Here is a 20,689-nt window from a genome sequence, read left to right as displayed (position 1 = left end):
CAAGACTCTTGGGGACAGAGGCGGGGGATGATAGCGCAGCTAACGACGGGAAAGGCTAGAGTGAGTCTGCCGCACCCTGTGTCGGAATTTCAGTACAAGAGAGAGGCTCATGCACAAGATCATCCTGCCGGCTTTGGCCATTTTGCTCGTTGCCCAATCCCCGGCGTATGCCATCAGTGACAAATACCGCAAGCAGCTGGAGAAGTCCGGCTGCACCCAGGTGAGCGAGCTGCAGGGCTGCGATATCCACAAGTCCAAGGCGGAAAACGCCAAGGCCGGGTTCGTGAACCCCGCAAAGCCTGCCACTGGCGAAAAAGCCAAGGTCCCGGCGACTGACACCAAGGAGGGTGCCGCAACGCCTGTCACGAAATGAAAAGCCATTGTCGTCTGATGAGAAGCGTCCCGACAGGCCTCGTCCTACAGTCCAATCAGCGCAATTCGATGCACGCCCCTATTGCAGATTGGAGAATAAGAAAAATGGCCAAAGCCGTCCGCTTTTACGAAACCGGTGGTCCTGAAGTTCTACGTTACGAAGACGTGGAGGTTGGCGACCCGGGTCCGGGCCAGGTCCGTCTGCGTCATGTGGCGGTCGGCCTGAACTATGCCGACACCTACTTTCGCAACGGCACCTATCCGATTCCGATGCCCAATGGCATGGGTGTCGAGGCCTCTGGCGTCGTCCAGGCCGTGGGTGAAGGCGTTACCAACGTCGAAGTCGGTGATCGCGTCACCTACACCGGTTTTCTCAACACCCTCGGCGCCTACAGCACCGAGCGCCTGATCCCGGCCGCGCCGCTGATCAAGCTGCCGGAAACCATCAGCTTCGAGACCGCCGCCGCGATGACCATGCGTGGCTTGACGTCTTCGTACCTGATGCGCCGCATCTATGACTTCAAGGCCGGCGACAGCATTCTGCTGCACGCCGCTGCCGGTGGTGTCGGCCTGATCGTTTCGCAGTGGGCCAAGCTGCTCGGCCTGAACGTGATCGGCACCGTGTCGACCGAGCAAAAAGCCGAAATCGCCCGGGCTCACGGTTGCGACCATACGATCAACTACAGCCATGAAGACGTCGCCGCCCGCGTTCGCGAACTGACCGACGGTGTCGGCGTCAACGTGGTGTTCGACAGCGTTGGCAAGAACACCTTCATGGGTTCGCTGGATTCGCTCAAACCCCGTGGCCTGATGGTCTGTGTGGGCACCGCGTCCGGGCCGATCCCGGCGTTCGACCCGGTGCTGCTGGCGATGAAAGGTTCGCTGTTCCTGACCCGTCCGGCCCTGGCCAACTACATCAGTGACCCGGCGGAAAAAGCCGCCCTGGCCGGTGAGTTGTTCGACCACGTCGGCAGCGGCCGGATCAAGATCGAGATCAACCAGCACTACGCGTTGCAGGACGCGGTGCAGGCGCATCGTGACCTTGAGTCACGCAAGACTACCGGCTCGTCGATTTTCGTCATTTAAGGAGCGGCCAGCCATGAAAGTCGAACAATTGACCTGCTCCATCGGCGCCGAACTGATCGGCGTCAACCTGGCCGACGCGGTGCACGATGACGGCTTGTTTGCCGAGATCTGTGCCCAGTTGCTCAAGCATCGGGTGGTGTTCCTGCGCGATCAGGACATCAGCCGCGCCGATCACGTGGCGTTTGCCCGTCGCTTCGGCGAGCTGGAGGATCATCCGGTGGCCGGCAGCGATCCGGAGCATCCGGGCCTGGTGCGGATCTACAAGAATCCGGACCAGCCGATGGACCGCTACGAAAACGCCTGGCACACCGACGCCACCTGGCGCGAGGCACCGCCGATGGGCGCCGTGCTGCGTTGTGTGGAGTGCCCGCCGGTGGGCGGCGACACCATGTGGGCCAACATGGCCCTGGCGTACGAGAATTTGCCGGACGACGTGAAGGCGAAGATCGCCAACCTGCGCGCGCGCCACAGCATTGAAGCGAGCTTCGGTGCGGCCATGCCGATTGAAAAACGCTTGGGGCTCAAAGCGATGTACCCGGACGCTGAACACCCGGTGGTGCGTACTCACCCGGAAACCGGTGAAAAGGTGCTGTTCGTCAACGCCTTTACCACCCACTTCAGCAACTACCACACCCCTGAGCGGGTGCGCTTTGGTCAGGACGCCAACCCCGGCGCCGGCGAATTGCTGCGCTACCTGATCAGCCAGGCGTACATCCCCGAGTATCAGGTGCGCTGGCGCTGGAAGCCGAACAGCATCGCCATCTGGGACAACCGCAGTACCCAGCACTACGCCGTCATGGATTACCCGCCCTGCCATCGCAAGATGGAACGCGCCGGGATCATCGGCGACAAGACGTTCTGATCGAACGCCACCTGCATCCGCACTCGTAGACACGTCTGCCCGGCTCGACCCCGGGTGGACGAGACAATCATAAGAACTGGCCTGAGAACTGGAGTAACCATGCAATTCTTCGACGATTCCCTGCACCCCGAAAACATGGAAAAGGTAGTCATTACCGTGGCCCCGTACGGCCCGGAGTGGATGCCGGAAGACTTCCCGGAAGACATCCCGCTGACCATGGACGAGCAAGTCCAGAAAGCCGTCGAGTGCTATGAAGCCGGCGCCACCGTGCTGCACCTGCACGTGCGTGAACTGGACGGCAAGGGTTCCAAGCGCCTGTCGAAATTCAACGAGCTGATCGCCGGTGTGCGTGAAGCCGTGCCCGATATGATCATCCAGGTCGGTGGCTCGATTTCCTTTGCTCCGGAAAGCGATGGCGAAGCGGCCAAATGGCTGTCCGACGACACGCGCCACATGCTGGCCGAGCTGACGCCGAAACCGGATCAGGTCACCGTGGCGATCAACACCACCCAAATGAACATCATGGAGTTGTTGTACCCGGAGTACCTCAAGGGTACCTCCCTGGACAACCCGATGATCCACGCTGCCTACAGCGAAATGACCGTACCGGCAGGCCCGGCCTGGGTGGCCGAGCACCTCAAGCGCTTGATGGACAACGGCATCCAGCCACACTTCCAGTTGACGGGCATGCACGCCCTGGAAACCCTCGAGCGCCTGGTGCGTCGTGGCGTCTATATGGGGCCGCTGAACCTGACCTGGATCGGCATCGGCGGCGGCTTCGACGGCCCGAACCCGTTCAACTTCATGAACTTCATCCACCGCGTACCGGACGGTTGCACCCTGACCTCCGAATCGCTGCTCAAGAATGTTCTGCCGTTCAACACCATGTCGATGGCCATGGGGCTGCACCCGCGTGTGGGCAACGAAGACACGATCATCGATCACAAGGGCGATCGTTTCGGCTCTGTGGCTCAGATCAAGCAAACCGTGCGCATCGCCCATGAACTGGGTCGCGAAATCGCCACCGGCAAAGAAGCCCGCGAGATTTACCGCATTGGCGTGAAGTACGACACCGTCGAGCAAACCCTGTTGGCCAATGGCATGGCACCCAACCGCAAGGCTGGGCAAAAAGGTGTGCCGCAACGCGGCTGATCTGTAGGCGGGGACGAGAGGCCGTTGCCGCTCGTCCACCGCCCTGCAACACGCTTGATAACAACAATAAAACGAAAGCTTTGAGGAGGCTGAATGGCCTTTCACCCAATCGCCGCTGACGATGACGACGCAGGCTGCGTCGGCGTTGCGCGCCAATATGCCTGGATCGTCTTTGCCTTGACGTTCGGCCTGTTGATTTCCGATTACATGTCGCGTCAGGTGCTGAACGCGGTGTTCCCGTTGCTCAAGAGCGAGTGGTCGCTGAGCGACGGTCAGCTCGGCCTGCTCAGCGGCGTCGTGGCGCTGATGGTCGGCTTGCTGACGTTCCCGCTGTCGCTGATGGCCGACCGTTTCGGCCGGGTCAAGAGCCTGGCATTGATGGCGTTCCTGTGGAGCCTGGCGACCCTCGGTTGTGCCTTGGCGCAGGACTACCAACAGATGTTCATTGCCCGCTTCATGGTCGGTGTCGGCGAAGCAGCCTATGGCAGCGTCGGCATCGCGGTGGTGATTTCGGTGTTCCCCAAACACATGCGCGCCACCCTGGCCAGTGCCTTCATGGCCGGCGGGATGTTTGGCTCGGTGTTGGGCATGGCCCTGGGCGGTGCCATCGCGGCCAAGTTGGGCTGGCGCTGGTCGTTCGCCGGCATGTCGCTGTTTGGCCTGGCGCTGGCAATTCTGTATCCGCTGATCGTCAAGGAAGCGCGCATCGCCCCGCAACGTGCCGCGCAGATTGCGAACAAGACGGCGGCAGCGGTCAAACGGCCGTTGCGCACGCTGTGGTCCAGCCGTTCAGTGGTGGCGACCTACATCGGCAGCGGCTTGCAGTTGTTCGTCGGCGGGACGGTGATGGTATGGATTCCCAGCTACCTGAATCGCTACTACGACATGCCCACCGACAAGGCTGGCGGCATGGCGGCGATCATCGTGCTGTGCAGCGGTGCAGGCATGATTTTGTGCGGCATGTTGAGTGACCGCCTGTGTCGCAACTCGCCAGAGCGCAAGGTCAGCCTGGCCATCGGTTTTTGCCTGGGCAGTTGCTTGCTGCTGTCGGCCGCTTTTGCCTTGCAGGCAGGACCCCTGCAATTGCTGCTGATTTGCCTGGGCATGTTGATTGCCACCGGGACCACCGGCCCCGCCGGTGCAATGGTTGCCAACCTGACCCATTACTCGGTGCACGGCACCGCGTTCGCCACGCTGACCCTGGCCAACAACATGCTGGGGCTGGCACCGGGGCCATTCATTACCGGTCGGGTGTCTGACCTGATCGGGCTGCATGCCGCGTTTCAATTGGTGCCACTGGTCAGCCTCGCGGCAGCCGCGGTGTTCTTCTACGCCAAGTGTCACTACCACAAAGATATTGCCCGCCTTCAGGGTCAGAGCGTGCCTGACCCCGTTCGTGAGGTCGGGTTAGAGGTGAAGTTGTGAGTCGTCGTTTACGTATTGATGTGTTATTCGATTTTATCTGCCCCTGGTGCCTGATCGGCAAACGCCAACTGGAGCATGCCCTGGTGCAGTTTCGCAGTCGTCACCCGGATGTGCAGATCACTACGGCGTGGCATGGCGTGCAGTTGCTGCCCCAGATACCGGTTGAAGGTGAACCCTTCGCTGATTTCTACCGCAAGCGCCTGGGCAATGCCGACGCCATGACCATGCGTCAGGCCCAGGTGCAGCAGGCCGCCGCAGCGGTCGGGCTGGCCATCGACCTGAGCCGCATAGAGACCATGCCCAACACCGCCGACGCTCATCGCCTGTTCGCGCGGGCCGCGCAGACAGGCAATGCCAGCCAGCGTGAAATGCTGCTCGAACGCCTGTTCTCGGCGTATTTCCTGAGGCGCGAAAACCTCGGTTGCCGTGAGACCTTGCTGGCGATTGCCCGCTCCTGCGGTGTCTACTCGGACGAGCTGCTCGACTGTCTGATCGGCGACGCCACGCCCTTTGAGGGCCATCCCGGCGCAACCAGTGGCGTGCCGAGTTTTCAGTTCGATGGCCGCATGACGGTGATCGGTGCACAACCGGCCCAGGCGTTGCTCGGGGCCATGAATGAAGCGCTCAAGGAAAGTGAGCGCGAGCGGCAGCCAGCATGAGCCGGCGCGTCCCCGTACCGGCCGGAAAACACCCGCCGGCCGGTGGCCGTGCCCTGTTCGAGTTCGAGGACAAGAGCCTGGCGCTGTTCAACGTCGAAGGGCAGCTCTACGCCATCGACGACAGCTGCCCGCACCAGGGCGCCTCGCTGTGTGGCGGACGCCTTGATGGCCGGGTGATTCAGTGCTGCGCCCACGGCCTGCGCTTCGATTTGCACAGCGGTTACCTGCTCAATTCCAAAGCCGTAAAAGTCACGAGCTACCCGGTCGAGATCATCGACGACCAGGCGTTCATCGTCATCGCAACCGAGGAGACCGCGCCATGAGCGCCATTGCTCTCACCCGCATCCACAGTCGCACGCGCGAACTGGCACCGGGTTTTATCGTCAGCCTGATCGTGGCCGCCGCCGCGTCGTTCCTGTCCGAGCACTACGGTGCGCCGGTCATGCTGTTCGCCTTGCTGTTGGGCATGGCCCTGAATTTTCTAGCCGATGACGGCCCGTGCAAGGCCGGCGTCGAGTTCACCGCCCGTACGGTGCTGCGCATTGGCGTGGCGCTGCTGGGCATGCGCATTACCCTGGAACAAATGGCGGCGCTGGGCTGGAAGCCGATTGCGCTGGTGGTGATTCTGGTGGTGGTGACCATCTCTGTCTCGGTGGTCGCTGCGAAAATCCTGGGTTTCTCGCGGCTGTTCGGCATGCTCACCGGCGGCGCCACGGCGATCTGCGGTGCCTCGGCGGCACTGGCACTGGCGGCGGCGCTGCCTAATCATCCGCAGAAAGAACGCGCCACGCTGTTCACGGTGATCGGTGTTTCGGCGCTGTCCACACTGGCGATGATCGTCTACCCGATGATCGCCAACTGGTTGCATTTATCGCCACAGGTGGCGGGCGTGTTCCTCGGCGCCACGATCCACGACGTGGCCCAGGTGGTCGGCGCCGGTTACGGCATGTCGACCGAGACTGGCGACACGGCCACAGTGGTCAAGCTGATGCGCGTGGCCATGCTGCTGCCGGTGATCGTCACCGCCGCCATGATCACCCGCATGCAGGGTGCCGACCCGACGGGCAAGCGCCCGCCGCTGTTGCCGTGGTTCGCCGTTGGCTTCCTGATTCTGGCGTGCATCAACAGCACCGGCTGGATCGCGCCGGCAGTGCAGGGTGGGGTCAACGAACTGTCACGCTGGTGCCTGGTGATTTCCATCAGCGCCCTGGGCATGAAGACCCGCCTGCGCGAGCTGGCAGCGGTCGGAATCAAGCCGATACTGCTGATGGTGGGGGAGACGGTATTCCTCGTCGTGCTGGTGCTGTTGCTGCTGCACTGGGGCCTCTGATCGCCAGCCAGACACTACCCCTGTAGGAGCGAGCCTGCTCGCGATTGCGATCTCACATCCAACACATTGGGTGGCTGATACACCGTCATCGCGAACAGGCTCACTCCTGCAAGGTTTTCGCTTTCCACATCGCGCCTTCGCGGCGACTGTACCAGCAGTCGCCGTTTTTTTTATGCTGTCGAATCAGGGTTCTTTCGGACCCGGGAAGGGTTTGGCAGTGGTGTTTTTTTGCGCCCGCCAACTCGCTGGCGGCATTCCGAACTGGCTGATGAACCACCGCGTAAACGAACTCGCCATCGAGTAGCCGAGCATGTCGGCAATCCGGCTCAGCGAGTAGTTCGGGTTGTCCAGGTAGCGCAGCACCAGGTCGCGACGCACGTCGTTGATCACGTCGTTGAACGCGCAGCCATCGTCCTTCAGGCGACGTTGCAGGGTGCGCACGTTCATGCCCTGGCTCTGGGCGACCTGTTCGATGGTGGCGCGGCCCATGGGCAGCAGCAGGTAGATCGCCTTGCGCACTTCGAACAGCATCGAGGTGCCTTGCTGGCCCTGCAGTGAGTCGAGGTAGCTTTGGGCGTAGCGGGCCATCGCCGGGTCGGCGTTGGGGTTGGTCGTGTCGAGGCTGATGTCCGGGCAGACGATGCCATTGAACTCGCTACCGAATTCCAGTTTGCAACCGAACAGCCGGCGGTGCAGGTGCAGGTTGTCGGGTGCCTGGTGCATGAAGTTGACGCTGTAGGGGTGCCAGTGACTGCCGAGCAGGGCCGAGCACAGGCGGAACATCACGCCGATGGCCAGCTCCGTGGCCTGGCGGCTTGGCATCGGCGTGTCGGTGACCACCTCTTCGCGAATGATCACCATCTTGCCGGCCTCTTCAATGAAGATTGCCAGTGAGTCGTTCATCAAGTGCCGGTAATGCACCACCACCTGCAACGCATCGCGCAGGGTGCGCTGGTGGCTGAGCAGCAGGCTGACCACGCCGAAGTCCGAGAGCTGGCGCGACTCGGCCATGCTCAGGCCGAAGGTCTGGCATTCACTGGCGGCGGCGGAGTCTTCCAGCAGGCGTACGGCGGCATCGATGGGGATGCGGTGTTCCGGGGCTTGCAATTGGGCTTTGCTCAGGCCGACGGCTGCCATGACGTCTCTGGGGTTGAAACCCAGGTACTGGGTGACCTCGAGGTAGTTGGTCAGGACGGCAGCGCGGACAAGCTTGGACATGCGAAGGTCTTCCCTGGGCCGATGGCGGATGGCGTGAGCGTGGCGACTATATCCAGCGTTTCGGCTGTTGAACAGTTGTCATGTGATTGTGGCAGTCATGCGGCCCGGTGTGCGGATCATTGCGTCGGTGGGAGCCATCGCGCCTCATCCGTTGATTACAGTGACCCTGCGCCAACCTGCGGCATTTTGCGACCAGTGGTCGCAGTGATGAAGTGTCCGACAATTTGTCATCAAAAGAAAAGTGCCTGACGTCCAATGTAAAGCGCTTAGGGTGGTCGCTCTTTAATGTCGACTCTACAAAAAGCCCCTGGCAAAAACAGCCAGTCGAGTTATCGAGAAAGCGAAGGTGTTGACCGTGGACAAACTGCAAACTACCGCCACCGTTCTGATCGTTCCAGGTCTGCGTGAACACGTAGCCGAACATTGGCAAACGTTGCTGCAAGCCCGGCTGGACAAAGTACGTAGCGTCCCGCCGCTGGAGACCGACAAGCTCGATTGCATGGCGCGTGTGCGGGCGATTCAACACGAACTCGAACAAATCGACGGGCCCGTGATTCTGGTGGCCCACAGTGCCGGCGTGTTGATGGTCGCGCACTGGGCGGCGCATTACAGCCGTCCGATCAAGGGCGCCTTGCTGGCCGCGCCACCGGACCTCGATGCGGTCTGGCCGGCCAATTATCCTTCTTCCGAAACCCTGCGTAGCCAGGGCTGGAATCCACTGCCACCAGGCCCGCTGCCATTTCGCAGCCTCGTGGCCGGCAGCACCGACGATCACCTTGCCACGCTGCCTGCGGTCGCCCGCATGGCAGAAGGCTGGGGCGCCGATTTGCTCAATCTGGGCAATGTCGGGCACCTCAATCCGGCCGCAGGATTTGGCCACTGGCCGCAGGCCGAAGCACTCATTCTGGAGCTTGATCGCTAGTACAAGGAGCTGGACTGGCAGTACGCCACCGGCCATTGCCCTCATTTCTTAAACGCAAACCCTTAGAGGATTGCGCGAGGGCGGCTGCGCTAAAAACAAATACAAAAAGGGCGGAGAAAACGCAATGCACAACAATAAGAACCATGGCTTCACCGTAGCACGCTACACCTTGCTGGCCTCGGCCATTCTGGCGGTCATTGCACCGGCCGCTCATGGGGTCGAGCTCGATCTGGGTAATCCGGACTGGTCCGCGCGCCTGGATAACACCGTCAAGTACAACTATGGCGTGCGCACCGAAGGCGCCGACAAACGCATGCTCGGATCGCCTAACAACAACGACGGCGATTACAACTTCCGCAAGGCCGGCACCAATATCACCAACCGTATCGACCTGTTGACCGAAATGGACGTGGTCTACAAGAACGCCATGGGCTTTCGCGTCAGTGCCGCGAGTTGGTACGACAAGGCCTATGACAACACCGGTTCCAACTCCAACCCGTTCATCAATGGCAACGGTGATGTGTCGGGCCTGGTGCAAAACGACACGCGCCCTGGTTTTGGCGGCGTCACCCGTGACAACGTCGGCAATGGCAGCCCGCACCTGAGCAACTACGCCCAGCGTTACTACAGCGGCCCTTCGGGCGAAATCCTCGATGCCTTCGTGTTCTACAGCACCGAAGTGGGCGAGGAGTCGATGCTCAGCGTCAAGGCCGGCCAGCACAACGTGTTCTGGGGCGAGACCATTCTCAACCCGGTGCACTCGGTCAGCTATGGCCAGTCCGGCCTCGACCTGGCCAAGCTCGCCGCGTCGCCAGGCACCGAAGCCAAGGAACTGTTTGTTCCGCGTGAACAGCTGTCGATGACCTTCACCATCAACCCGGAACTGACCGTCGGCGCCCAGTACTTCCTCAATTGGGATGCCGCGCGCTTGCCGGAAGCCGGCACCTACTACGGTGGTTCCGATCTGGTTGGTTTCGGTGCGCAGTCGTTCCTGTTGGGCAACACCAACAGCCCATCGGGTCCAGCTTCTTTGGGCTGCGGCCTGGCGCCGTGCAACGGCCTGACCAACGTTGTTCGTGGCAAGGACCTGACGCCGCACAGCAGTGGCGACTGGGGGGTCATGGCCAAATGGTCGCCGGCATGGCTGGACGGCACCCTCGGCGTCTACTTCCGTAACACGTCGGACATCCTGCCCCAGGCCTACCTGACGGCCACCGGAATTTCCTCGGCCAACCCCAACGGCACCCGACCTGCGGGCGCGGGCCCGGCGGTGATCAACACGCTGAACTCGCTGAACACCTCCAGCTATCAACTGGCCTATGGCGATGACATCCAGATCTTCGGTCTGAGCCTGTCCAAGGATGTCGGCGGTATCAGCGTCGGTTCTGACCTGAACTTGCGTCACAACATGCCGCTGGCCAGTATTCCGGCGATCGTCGTCAACACCAGCCCCCTGGGTCTGGGACAAGGTTTGGGCATCCTGGCGCCGCGTACCGCCGATACCGGCGTGGTCTACGACACCCCGAGCCGTGGCGACAGCATGGCCGCCACCGGCGACACCCTGCACTGGACGCTCAACGGTCTGATGACCCTGCCGAAAACGCCGGTGTTCGACCAGGCCACCGTGCTGGCCGAGCTGTACTACAGCAACCTGCTCAAGCTCGATGACAAGAACGAAGCGCTCTACAAGGGCAAGAGCACCTATCACGGTATCGACCAGCCTACCCGTGACAACTGGGGCATCGCGGTCAACTTCACACCGACCTGGTACCAGGTGTTCCCGGGCGTGGATCTCAACGCTCCGGCGTCGCTCAACGTCGGTCTGGCAGGTATCTCGCCGGTCTCCGGTGGTGGCGCCAAGGACACCGGCAACTACGCCGTCGGCGTGGGTGCCGTTGTGTACAACAAATACTTTGTCGACCTGAAGTACGTGGACTCCTTCGGTAAAACCGACAAGTGCAACAACAGTGGTGTGAGTACCGGCTCGAACGGCGGCGACGGCTCTACGCCGAACGCCTTCAGCGGCAACGAAAACTACGCCTGCTACGGCGGCGGCTACTCGGCCTTCTCGGGCGGTGGTGCCACGACCGAGGACCGTGGCGCTGTGTACCTGACGATGAAAACCACTTTCTGATTCACCACTGATTTGCTCAACGCAAGCAGGAGAATAACAACATGAAATTTGTACAAACCGTGTTGGCCGCGTCCTTGGCCATGGTCCTTGCCGCTCAGGCACAGGCCGCTGTATCACCCCAGGAAGCTGCCAAACTGGGCACCAGCCTGACGCTGGTGGGTGCTGAAAAAGCCGGGAACGCTGATGGCTCCATCCCGGCCTACGGCGGTGGCCTGACCACGCCGCCGGCCAGTTTCAAATCCGGCGACAGCATGCGCCCGGACCCGTTTGCCAGTGAAAAACCGCTGCTGGTGATCGACGGCAAGAACGTCGATCAGTACAAAGGCCTGCTCACTGCAACCACCGTGGAACTGGCCAAGCGTTTCCCGACATTCCATGTCGACGTGTTCCCTACCCACCGTACCGTTTCGCTGCCCCAGGCCATCCTGGACAACGGCGTGAAGAACGCCACCGGCGCCAAGTCCCTTGAAGGTGGGCTGGCCATCGACAACGTTCTGCCGGGCGTACCGTTCCCGATTCCGCAGTCGGGCAGCGAAGCGATGTGGAACTTCCTGTTGCGTTATCAGGGCGTGAGCATCAGCTCCAAGTACGACTCCTGGAACGTCGACTCGGCCGGCGTGCCGAGCCTGGCGATCACCGGGCAAGCGAACATCTCCTACCCGATCTACGAAAACCTGTCGCAGCCAATCAGCAGCTCCGACGTGTACTACCAGATGAAACTGGCCTACACCGGTCCTGCGCGCCGCGCCGGTGAATCGGTGATGATCAAGGATGCCGCCAACCCACTGCAGCAGCCACGTCGCGCCTGGCAGTACCTGCCAGGTCAGCGTCGGGTGAAACTGGCACCGAACCTGGCCTACGACACACCGAACCCGGGTACCGCCGGTGCGGGCACCTACGATGACGTGTTCGTGTTCAACGGTGCGCTGGATCGCTACGACTGGAAGCTGGTGGGCAAACAGGAACTGATCGTGCCCTACAACACCTACAAGCTGACCTACGTCCAGGATCCGAAGTCGCTGACCACTGCCAACCACCTGGCACCGGACTTCGTGCGCTGGGAAAAACACCGCGTGTGGGTAGTCGAGGGCAACCTCAAGGCTGGCGCTCGTCACATCTACGCCAAGCGCCGCTTCTACCTCGACGAAGACAGCTGGACCGCTCTGGCATCGGATCAATATGACGCTCGTGGCCAGCTTTACCGTGGTTCCTTCGCCTTCCTGAGCCAGAGCTACGACAAGCAGGTGCCGGACTCCACGCCGTTCATGATCTACGACCTGGTCGGTGGTTCCTACAACATCAACGGCGTCGTCGGGCCTTACGGCGGCATCAAGTACATCGAGCCGCTCTCCAAGGCTCAGTGGTCTTCGGAATCGCTGGCAGGCGCCGGCATTCGCTAAGCCAACCGCAATGCAGGAGCGAGCCTGCTCGCGATGAACCTGAGGGCGACGCGTGCAGCCTGAACGCACGCGTCATCGTTCACGGCCATCGCGAGCAAGCTTGCTCCTGCAAGCGGGGTGAGGTTTTAACGTCAGGCACACCCCGGTGTGCCGCGACGCGGTTTTCCGAAGAGGGCGCAGTATGAGTTCGTATAAAAACAATATTTTGCAGCTGACGCTCGGTGTGGTGCTTTGCATGGCGCAGGGCGTTACGCATGCCGCCGATTACGTCGATGTGCTGGACCTGCCCGCCAGGGTCAGCGCGTTGGCCGCCAACAGCCCGTTGTCCGGCATGGCCCGCGCCGGTGCGCGTGTGATTGCCGTCGGCCAGCGTGGTCATATCCTGTTTTCCGACGATGCCGGCCAGCATTGGCAGCAGGCCGCCGTGCCGACCAGTGCCGACCTCACCGCGGTGAATTTTCCGACCGCCACCCAAGGCTGGGCGGTGGGCAACGACGGCGTGGTGTTGCACAGCAGCGACGCCGGTCAGACCTGGAACAAGCAACTCGACGGTCGCCAGATCGGCGATCTGCTGATCAAGCATTATTCGGCATTGGCCAAGGCCGAGCCGGACAACGAGCAATGGCCCCAGTTGGCCACGGAAGGCCAACGACTCACCGATCAAGGCGCGGACAAACCGCTGCTGGACGTCTGGTTCGCCAACGAAAAGCTGGGCTATGTGGTCGGCGTGTTCAACCTGATCCTGCGCACCGAAGACGGCGGCCAGAGCTGGACCCCGTTCCAGGACCGCACCGACAACCCGCAGGGTTTCCACCTCAACGCCATCGCCTCCACCGGCGATGCGCTGTACATCGCTGGCGAGCAAGGCCTGTTGCTCAAATGGGACGCTATCGCGCAACGCTTCAACGCCGTGCCGACGCCGTATCAAGGCAGCTTTTTCGGCGTGCTCGGCAAGCCGGGCGAAGTGCTGGTCTACGGCCTGCGCGGCAACGTGCTGCGCAGCACCGACGGCGGCCAGAGCTGGACGCCACTGGACACCGGCCTGCACGTGAGCATCACCGCCGGGCTGATCGATGCCCGTGGCAACTACCGCTTGTTCACCCAGGGCGGGCAGATGCTGGTCAGCCAGGGAACGGGTGCGCAGCTGCACCTGGTGCAGCAACCCGCACCGACGCCGGTCGCCGGCGCCACCCAGTCCACCTCCGGCGCCTTGGTGCTGGCGGGTAGCCGCGGTGCGCGGACGTTGCCCGCCGATCCAGCCCTCGAACCCTAAGAGCGAGAACCCAGACATGGGCAATATCAAACAAGACGCCATGCCGGTGATCCGCGAATTGCGCGATTTCGACCAGCGCTCCGGCAACCGCCTCGAACGCCTGGTGTTCAACTTCCGGCCGCTGTTCATGCTGCTGATGGCGTTCGCCACAGTCGTCTTTGCCTACATGGCGGTGACACGCCTGGAACTGCGTCCCAGCTTTGAAAAAATGATTCCGCAGAGCCAGCCGTACATCCAGAACTTCCTGGAAAACCGCGCCTCGTTGCGTGGCCTGGGTAACTCGGTGCGGGTGGTGGTCGAGAACACCCAGGGCGATATTTTCGACCCCGGTTACCTCGATGTATTGAAGCAGGTCAACGACCAGTTGTTCCTCACCGACGGCGTCGACCGCGCCTGGATGAAGTCGCTGTGGAGCCCGGCAGTGCGCTGGACCGAAGTCACCGAGGACGGTTTCCAGGGCGGCCCGGTGATGCCCGATACCTACTCGGGCCAGCCTGAGCAAATCGAACAATTGCGCCAGAACATCTCCCGCGCCGGTGTGGTCGGCAGCCTGGTGGCCAGTGATTTCAAATCGAGCATGCTGGTCGTGCCATTGCTCGACAAAGCCGCTGCCGGTGGCCAGCGCATCAACTACCACGCGTTCTCGCAGATGCTCGAAGAGCAGTTGCGCGACAAAATCGAATTCGCCGGCGACAGCGCCGCACGCAAGGCCGGCAAGGAAGGCACCGGTCACTACAAGGTGCGGGTGATCGGCTTCGCCAAACTGATGGGCGACCTGATCGACGGCCTGATCCAGGTGATGATGTTTTTCGGCCTGGCGGTGGTGACGTCGCTGGCGATCATCTTCGCCTACACCCGTTGCGTTCGCAGCACCTTGCTGGTAGTCGGCTGCTCGCTGATCGCCGTGGTCTGGCAACTGGGCATCGTCGCCTGGCTCGGTTACGCCATCGATCCGTACTCGGTGCTGGTGCCGTTTTTGATCTTCGCCATCGGCGTGTCCCATGCCGCGCAGAAGATGAACGGCATCATGCAGGACATCGCCCGCGGCACCCATAAACTGATCGCGGCGCGCTACACCTTCCGCCGCCTGTTTATCGCCGGGGTCACCGCGTTGCTTGCCGATGCGGTGGGTTTTGCGGTGTTGATGCTGATCGACATTCCGGTGATCAAGGACCTGGCGATCACCGCCAGCATCGGCGTGGCGGTGCTGATCTTCACCTCGCTGCTGCTGATGCCGGTGGCGCTGTCCTACATTGGCGTCGGCGCCAAGGCCGCCGAGCGTGCGCTGAAAATCGATACCCGCGCCGAGAAGCACAAAGGCTTCGGCCGGTTGTGGGACATGCTTGACCGCTTCACCACCGCCAAGTGGGCCACCGGCGCCGTGCTGGTGGCGCTGCTGATGGGCATCGGCGGTTACGTGGTCAGCCTCAACCTGAAGATCGGCGACCTCGAAAGCGGCGCGCCGGAACTGCGTGCCGACTCGCGCTACAACCGCGACAACGCCTACATCACCCAGCATTACGCGCTGTCCAGCGACCTGTTCGCGGTGATGATCAAGACCGCGCCGGAAGGTTGCCTGAACTACAAGACCCTGGTCCTCGCCGACCGCCTCGCCTGGGAGCTGCAACAGTACCCGGGCGTGCAGGCCACCGCGTCGCTGGTCAACGCGGTACGGCAGATCACCGCCGGCACCTACGAAGGCAACCCCAAGCTCAACAGCATCCAGCGTAACCAGGACGTGCTCAACTACGCCGCGCAGCAGGCCTCGGTCAACTCGCCGGAGCTGTTCAACACCGACTGCTCGCTGATGCCGGTGATCGCCTACCTCAAGGATCACAAGGCCGAAACCCTGGACGCGGTGGTGGCGATTGCCGACAAGTTCGCCAAGGAAAACAGCACACCGGACCGCCAGTTCCTGCTCGCCGCTGGCAGCGCCGGCATCGAGGCCGCGACCAACATCGTCGTGCGCGAAGCCAACCACACCATGCTGCTGTACGTGTACGCGGCGGTGACGCTGTTCTGCCTGATCACCTTCCGCAGCTGGCGCGCGACGCTGGTGGCGCTGTTGCCGCTGATGCTGACCTCAATCCTCTGCGAAGCACTGATGGTGGCCATGGGCATCGGCGTGAAGGTCGCGACTTTGCCAGTAATCGCCCTCGGCGTCGGCATCGGCGTTGATTACGCCTTGTACCTGCTCAGCGTGCAGTTGCACTTCCAGCGCCAGGGCCTGCCGCTGTCCCAGGCCTACCGCAACGCCGTGTCCTTTACCGGCCGGGTGGTCGGGCTGGTGGGCATCACCCTCGCGGCCGGCGTGGTGTGCTGGGTCTGGTCGCCGATCAAGTTCCAGGCCGACATGGGCATCCTGCTGACCTTCATGTTCCTGTGGAACATGCTCGGCGCGCTGATCCTGATTCCGGCTTTGTCGTACTTCCTGTTGCGTGAACGGGCGCCGATTGCCGATGCCCCTCAAGCGCAAGCAGTTCCAAACGAAACCACTGAACGTCCCGGCATGCCCCATGCCGTGACCACTTCCGAGTAAGCCAAGATGTCTGAATACAATGCTCCCCTGCGCGACATGCGCTTCGTACTCAACGAGGTTTTCCAGGTGTCCCGGCTCTGGGCCAATTTGCCTGGCCTGGCCGACGTGATCGATGAAGAAACCGCCGCCGCGATCCTCGAAGAGGCCGGCAAGATCAGCGGTGAAGTGATCGCACCCCTGAACCGCGCCACTGACGAGCAGGGCTGTACCTGGAGCAATGGTTCGGTCGCCGCGCCAGACGGTTTCGCCCAGGCTTATCAAGCTTTCGCCGAGGGCGGTTGGGTCGGTGTCGGCGGTGATCCGCAGTACGGCGGCATGGGCATGCCCAAGGCCATTTCGGCGCAAGTCGAAGAGATGGTCAACGCGGCCAGCTTGTCATTCGGCCTGTACCCGATGCTGACCGCCGGTGCGTGCCTGTCGATCAAGGCTCACGCCAGCGAAGAACTCAAACAACGCTATTTGCCGAACATGTACGCCGGCACCTGGACCGGTTCCATGTGCCTGACCGAAGCCCACGCCGGCACCGACCTGGGCATGATCCGTACCAAGGCCGAACCTCAGGCCGATGGCAGCTACAAGGTCAGCGGCAGCAAGATCTTCATCACCGGCGGCGATCACGACCTGACCGAGAACATCATCCATCTGGTCCTGGCACGCCTGCCGGATGCACCGGCCGGGCCGAAGGGCATCTCGCTGTTCCTGGTGCCCAAAGTGCTGGTCAACGCCGAAGGTTCGCTGGGTGAGCGCAACTCGCTGTCCTGCGGTTCGATCGAACACAAGATGGGCATCAAGGCCTCGGCCACGTGCGTGATGAACTTCGACGGCGCCACCGGCTGGATCGTCGACGCACCGAACAAAGGCCTGGCGGCCATGTTCACCATGATGAACTACGAGCGTCTGGGCGTGGGTATCCAGGGCTTGGCCCAAGGCGAGCGTTCCTACCAGAACGCCCTCACGTACGCCCGTGATCGTCTGCAAAGCCGTGCACCGACCGGCGCGCAGCACAAGGACAAGTCCGCCGACCCGATCATCGTGCATCCGGACGTACGCCGCATGCTGCTGACCATGAAGGCCTTGAACGAAGGTGGCCGTGCGTTCTCCAGCTACGTGGCCCTGCAACTGGACACCGCCAAGTACAGCGAAGACGAGACCGTCCGCACCCGCGCCCAGGAACTGGTCGCGCTGCTGACCCCGGTGGCCAAGGCCTTCCTCACCGACATGGGCCTGGAAACCACGCTCCACGGCCAGATGATCTTCGGCGGCCACGGTTACATCCGTGAGTGGGGCCAGGAGCAACTGGTGCGCGACGTGCGCATCACCCAGATCTACGAAGGCACCAATGGCATCCAGTCGCTGGACCTGGTCGGGCGCAAGATCGTCGGCAGCGGCGGGGCGCTTTATCGCCTGTTCGCCTCGGAAATTCGCAACTTCACCGCCAATGCCGGCGCTGAACTCGGCGAGTTCACTCAGCCCTTGAATGCGGCCGTCGACACCCTCGACGAATTGACCGCGTGGTTGCTCGACCGTGCCCAGCAAAACCCCAATGAAATCGGCGCTGCCTCGGTCGAGTACCTGCACGTGTTCGGCTACACCGCGTACGCCTACATGTGGGCGCGCATGGCCAAGACTGTCATGAATAGCGATGCCGAAGACGATTTCTACACCAGCAAACTGGCCACGGCGCGTTTCTATTTCGCCCGGGTGCTGCCGCGTATCCACTCGTTGAGCGCATCGGCCAAGGCCGGCAGTGAATGCCTCTACGAGTTGAAAGCCGATCAGTTCTGATCGAAGGACAAGGAACTCCAACCATGCTGAAAACAAAAATAATCGCGCCCGCCGAGGGCGCCTATGCCTACCCTTTGCTGATCAAGCAATTGCTGCTGTCGGGCGTGCGCTACGAACCGGGCCGGGAAATCGTCTACGCCGACAAACTGCGCTACAGCTACCAGACGCTGAACCAGCGCATTCGCCGCCTGGCCAATGCGCTGACGGCGGCCGGGGTCAAGGCCGGTGACACCGTGGCGCTGCTCGACTGGGACAGCCATCGCTACCTGGAGTGCTTCTTCGCCGTGCCGATGATCGGCGCGGTGCTGCACACCGTGAACATTCGCCTGTCGCCGGAGCAAGTTTTGTTTACCATGAACCACGCCGAGGATGACCTGGTGCTGGTGCATGACGATTTCCTGCCGCTGGTGGAGCAGATCCACGATCGGCTGGACACCGTCCAAGGCTACCTGCAACTCACTGATGACGAGGCGACCACCACCTCGCTGCCGGTGCTCGGCGATTACGAGCAGTTGTTGTCGCAGGCCTCGGACCAGTACGACTTCCCCGACTTCGACGAGAACTCGGTCGCTACGCTGTTCTACACCACCGGCACCACCGGCGATCCGAAAGGCGTGTACTTCAGCCATCGGCAACTGGTGCTGCACACTCTGAATGCGGTCGGCACCCTGGGCGCTTATCAGGGCCAGCCGCTGTTGCGTTCCGACGATGTGTACATGCCGATCACGCCGATGTTCCATGTGCATGCGTGGGGCGTGCCGTATGTCGCAACCCTGATGGGCATCAAGCAGGTCTACCCCGGCCGCTACGAGCCCAACGCCCTGGTCAAGTTGTACCGTGAAGAGAAGGTCACCTTCTCCCACTGCGTGCCGACCATCCTGCAGATGATCCTCCACTGCGAGGAAGGCAAGAAGACCCGTTTCGACGGCTGGAAAATGCTCCTCGGTGGCAGCGCGCTGACCCTGGGCGTTGCCAGCGAAGCCAGCGCCAAAGGCATGGTGGTGCACGCCGGCTACGGCATGTCCGAGACCTGCCCGTTGCTGTGCCTGACTTACCTGCGCGACGAAGACCTGCAACAGTCCACCGATGCGCAACTGCCGATCCGCATCAAGACCGGCACGCCAGTGCCGATGGTCGACCTGAAGATCATCGACGCCGAAGGCAACGACGTGGCTCACGACGGCGAGTCCCTCGGCGAGATCGTGGTGCGCGCGCCGTGGCTGACCCAGGGCTACCTGAAAGCCCCGGACAAAGGCGCGGAGTTGTGGCACAACGGCTGGCTGCACACCGGTGACATGGCCTCGATCGACAAGCTCGGTGGTGTGGAAATCAAGGACCGCATCAAGGACGTGATCAAGACCGGCGGCGAGTGGATCAGCTCCCTGGAACTGGAAAGCCTGATCAGCGAGCACCCGGCCGTGATGTCGGTTGCCGTGGTCGGCATCGTTGATGAGCAGTGGGGCGAACGGCCGATGGCGATGGTGGTGGGCGAACCGGGGCAGTACCTGGATCGCAAGATCCTCGAAACCCACCTGCAAACCTTCGTCGAACAAGGCCGCATCAACAAATGGGCGATCCCCAAGCAGTTCAAGTTCGTCGCCGAAATCCCCAAGACCAGCGTCGGCAAGATCAACAAGAAGCTGATCCGCGAAAACGCCGCGAACTGAGGGACAACCCCAAAAACCTTGTAGGCACGAGCCTGCTCGCGAGGGTCGTTAACGATAGCGCGTGTTATCGGGTTACCCGCAGTGCTCTTGAGTCCATCGCGAGCAGGCTCGCTCCTACAAGAGTCCATTGTCGCCAGGCTGTTTCTGGATAGTTGCGGGGCGTCATCTTTGTCATAGTTCTCGCCAAAGATAACGCCCCGTTGGTCGCAGTTTTCCACACTTGTGCCAAGCTGAACGGGGTATTGAAACGCCGCGCACTCAATGGCCGGTCGTCAAACCCCAGGAAGCCAACCCCATGAACCTCGCCCGTGCCGCCAGTGTCCGCAAAGAGTTCTACAAAGCCGTCTGGTTCTATTTCAAAGTGGTCTGGCCGATCTTTTCGATATTGCTGGTGTTGATGGTTGCGTTCGGCCTCATCATCGCCCATCTGGAAGGCTGGAGCGCGGACGACGGCATCTACTTCGCCTTCGTGACGGGCCTGACCATTGGTTATGGAGAGCTGGTGCCCAAGCTGGGTGTGTCACGGGTGCTGGCGATCTTGCTGGGTTTCAATGGCGTACTGATGACCGCGACATTCGCGGCGATCAGCGTGCGGGCAATTGAAGTGACGGTGACGGCATCACGACAAAAAGACAGTGAGTGACCCCCTACTGTAGGAGCGAGCCTGCTCGCGATGTTCGTCAACGATAACGCGCATATCCTGGATAAACGCGGTGTCCTTGCGTCCTTCGCGAGCAGGCTGTTGTGGCTCAATATTTATGGACCATGATGTAGGAGTATCAACCTAAGGAAGCATCATGGGATTTCGGATCGTTACTGCCGAAGAGAAGGCGGAAGCTGTGCGCTTGGTCGTGGAAATGAAGTA

The 20,689-nt window shown here is 61.8% G+C and carries 17 protein-coding genes; 16 read left to right on the top strand and 1 reads right to left on the bottom strand.

The features are described from left to right. The first annotated feature begins 109 nt into the window (after positions 1–109). From J1D76_RS25275 to J1D76_RS25240, 8 genes are all read left to right on the top strand, one after another. Complete coding sequence (locus J1D76_RS25275; RefSeq protein ID WP_421141095.1) at positions 110–373, top strand: hypothetical protein; 264 nt, start codon at positions 110–112, stop codon at positions 371–373. Between the two features lie 104 nt (positions 374–477). After that, positions 478–1,458 (top strand): quinone oxidoreductase family protein, encoded by a 981-nt coding sequence (locus J1D76_RS25270; RefSeq protein ID WP_421141094.1) that lies wholly within the window; start codon positions 478–480, stop codon positions 1,456–1,458. Between the two features lie 13 nt (positions 1,459–1,471). Continuing rightward, complete coding sequence (locus J1D76_RS25265) at positions 1,472–2,320, top strand: TauD/TfdA dioxygenase family protein (protein WP_421141092.1); 849 nt, start codon at positions 1,472–1,474, stop codon at positions 2,318–2,320. Positions 2,321–2,419: 99 nt separating this feature from the next. Further along, positions 2,420–3,472: a 3-keto-5-aminohexanoate cleavage protein gene (locus J1D76_RS25260; RefSeq protein ID WP_421141091.1), complete on the top strand. Its 1,053-nt coding sequence runs from the start codon at positions 2,420–2,422 to the stop codon at positions 3,470–3,472. Positions 3,473–3,565: 93 nt separating this feature from the next. Beyond that, the gene (locus J1D76_RS25255; protein WP_421141090.1) at positions 3,566–4,897 is read left to right on the top strand and encodes an MFS transporter; all 1,332 of its coding nucleotides are present in this window, start codon (positions 3,566–3,568) and stop codon (positions 4,895–4,897) included. After that, positions 4,894–5,556 carry a DsbA family oxidoreductase gene (locus J1D76_RS25250; protein WP_421141088.1) on the top strand — a complete coding sequence of 221 codons (663 nt, stop codon included), beginning with the start codon at positions 4,894–4,896 and terminating at the stop codon, positions 5,554–5,556. The genes J1D76_RS25255 and J1D76_RS25250 overlap by 4 nt, the downstream gene beginning before the upstream one ends. After that, on the top strand, positions 5,553–5,879 hold the full coding sequence (locus J1D76_RS25245; protein ID WP_421141087.1) for a Rieske (2Fe-2S) protein: 327 nt from the start codon (positions 5,553–5,555) through the stop codon (positions 5,877–5,879). Before J1D76_RS25250 ends, J1D76_RS25245 begins: the two co-directional genes overlap by 4 nt. Continuing rightward, the gene (locus J1D76_RS25240) at positions 5,876–6,886 is read left to right on the top strand and encodes a YeiH family protein (protein WP_421141086.1); all 1,011 of its coding nucleotides are present in this window, start codon (positions 5,876–5,878) and stop codon (positions 6,884–6,886) included. Before J1D76_RS25245 ends, J1D76_RS25240 begins: the two co-directional genes overlap by 4 nt. A gap of 183 nt (positions 6,887–7,069) precedes the next feature. Here the strand turns inward: J1D76_RS25240 and J1D76_RS25235 are convergent, their stop codons facing one another. After that, entirely contained in the window at positions 7,070–8,104 is a 1,035-nt protein-coding gene (locus J1D76_RS25235; RefSeq protein ID WP_421141085.1) for an AraC family transcriptional regulator, read from the bottom strand. Between the two features lie 355 nt (positions 8,105–8,459). Between J1D76_RS25235 and J1D76_RS25230 the strand changes: the two genes are divergently transcribed. From J1D76_RS25230 to J1D76_RS25195, 8 genes are all read left to right on the top strand, one after another. Beyond that, positions 8,460–9,026, top strand: a complete 567-nt coding sequence (locus tag J1D76_RS25230) for an RBBP9/YdeN family alpha/beta hydrolase (protein ID WP_421141084.1) — start codon at positions 8,460–8,462, stop codon at positions 9,024–9,026. Positions 9,027–9,150: 124 nt separating this feature from the next. Next, positions 9,151–11,160 (top strand): DUF1302 domain-containing protein, encoded by a 2,010-nt coding sequence (locus tag J1D76_RS25225; RefSeq protein WP_421141083.1) that lies wholly within the window; start codon positions 9,151–9,153, stop codon positions 11,158–11,160. Between the two features lie 41 nt (positions 11,161–11,201). After that, the gene (locus tag J1D76_RS25220; RefSeq protein WP_421141081.1) at positions 11,202–12,560 is read left to right on the top strand and encodes a DUF1329 domain-containing protein; all 1,359 of its coding nucleotides are present in this window, start codon (positions 11,202–11,204) and stop codon (positions 12,558–12,560) included. A gap of 181 nt (positions 12,561–12,741) precedes the next feature. Beyond that, positions 12,742–13,833, top strand: a complete 1,092-nt coding sequence (locus J1D76_RS25215; protein ID WP_421141080.1) for a WD40/YVTN/BNR-like repeat-containing protein — start codon at positions 12,742–12,744, stop codon at positions 13,831–13,833. Positions 13,834–13,849: 16 nt separating this feature from the next. Further along, on the top strand, positions 13,850–16,372 hold the full coding sequence (locus J1D76_RS25210; RefSeq protein ID WP_421141079.1) for an efflux RND transporter permease subunit: 2,523 nt from the start codon (positions 13,850–13,852) through the stop codon (positions 16,370–16,372). 6 nt (positions 16,373–16,378) lie between these two features. Next, positions 16,379–18,157, top strand: a complete 1,779-nt coding sequence (locus tag J1D76_RS25205; protein ID WP_421141078.1) for an acyl-CoA dehydrogenase C-terminal domain-containing protein — start codon at positions 16,379–16,381, stop codon at positions 18,155–18,157. 23 nt (positions 18,158–18,180) lie between these two features. Next, positions 18,181–19,824: a fatty acid--CoA ligase gene (locus J1D76_RS25200; protein ID WP_421141076.1), complete on the top strand. Its 1,644-nt coding sequence runs from the start codon at positions 18,181–18,183 to the stop codon at positions 19,822–19,824. A gap of 295 nt (positions 19,825–20,119) precedes the next feature. Beyond that, the gene (locus J1D76_RS25195) at positions 20,120–20,467 is read left to right on the top strand and encodes a potassium channel family protein (protein WP_421141075.1); all 348 of its coding nucleotides are present in this window, start codon (positions 20,120–20,122) and stop codon (positions 20,465–20,467) included. Positions 20,468–20,689 lie beyond the last annotated feature (222 nt).

The sequence above is a fragment of the Pseudomonas sp. NFX15 genome (assembly GCF_049132105.1).
In the GTDB taxonomy this organism is placed as follows: domain Bacteria; phylum Pseudomonadota; class Gammaproteobacteria; order Pseudomonadales; family Pseudomonadaceae; genus Aquipseudomonas.
This window is presented reverse-complemented; position numbering and strand designations above follow the sequence as displayed.

What these genes read in the sequence shown, in the direction of transcription:
- J1D76_RS25275 (WP_421141095.1), top strand. Translation starts at nt 110, where the DNA reads ATGCACAAGATCATCCTGCCGGCTTTGGCCATTTTGCTCGTTGCCCAA.
- J1D76_RS25270 (WP_421141094.1), top strand. Translation starts at nt 478, where the DNA reads ATGGCCAAAGCCGTCCGCTTTTACGAAACCGGTGGTCCTGAAGTTCTA.
- J1D76_RS25265 (WP_421141092.1), top strand. Translation starts at nt 1,472, where the DNA reads ATGAAAGTCGAACAATTGACCTGCTCCATCGGCGCCGAACTGATCGGC.
- J1D76_RS25260 (WP_421141091.1), top strand. Translation starts at nt 2,420, where the DNA reads ATGCAATTCTTCGACGATTCCCTGCACCCCGAAAACATGGAAAAGGTA.
- J1D76_RS25255 (WP_421141090.1), top strand. Translation starts at nt 3,566, where the DNA reads ATGGCCTTTCACCCAATCGCCGCTGACGATGACGACGCAGGCTGCGTC.
- J1D76_RS25245 (WP_421141087.1), top strand. Translation starts at nt 5,553, where the DNA reads ATGAGCCGGCGCGTCCCCGTACCGGCCGGAAAACACCCGCCGGCCGGT.
- J1D76_RS25240 (WP_421141086.1), top strand. Translation starts at nt 5,876, where the DNA reads ATGAGCGCCATTGCTCTCACCCGCATCCACAGTCGCACGCGCGAACTG.
- J1D76_RS25235 (WP_421141085.1), bottom strand. Translation starts at nt 8,104, where the DNA reads ATGTCCAAGCTTGTCCGCGCTGCCGTCCTGACCAACTACCTCGAGGTC.
- J1D76_RS25225 (WP_421141083.1), top strand. Translation starts at nt 9,151, where the DNA reads ATGCACAACAATAAGAACCATGGCTTCACCGTAGCACGCTACACCTTG.
- J1D76_RS25220 (WP_421141081.1), top strand. Translation starts at nt 11,202, where the DNA reads ATGAAATTTGTACAAACCGTGTTGGCCGCGTCCTTGGCCATGGTCCTT.
- J1D76_RS25215 (WP_421141080.1), top strand. Translation starts at nt 12,742, where the DNA reads ATGAGTTCGTATAAAAACAATATTTTGCAGCTGACGCTCGGTGTGGTG.
- J1D76_RS25210 (WP_421141079.1), top strand. Translation starts at nt 13,850, where the DNA reads ATGGGCAATATCAAACAAGACGCCATGCCGGTGATCCGCGAATTGCGC.
- J1D76_RS25205 (WP_421141078.1), top strand. Translation starts at nt 16,379, where the DNA reads ATGTCTGAATACAATGCTCCCCTGCGCGACATGCGCTTCGTACTCAAC.
- J1D76_RS25200 (WP_421141076.1), top strand. Translation starts at nt 18,181, where the DNA reads ATGCTGAAAACAAAAATAATCGCGCCCGCCGAGGGCGCCTATGCCTAC.
- J1D76_RS25195 (WP_421141075.1), top strand. Translation starts at nt 20,120, where the DNA reads ATGAACCTCGCCCGTGCCGCCAGTGTCCGCAAAGAGTTCTACAAAGCC.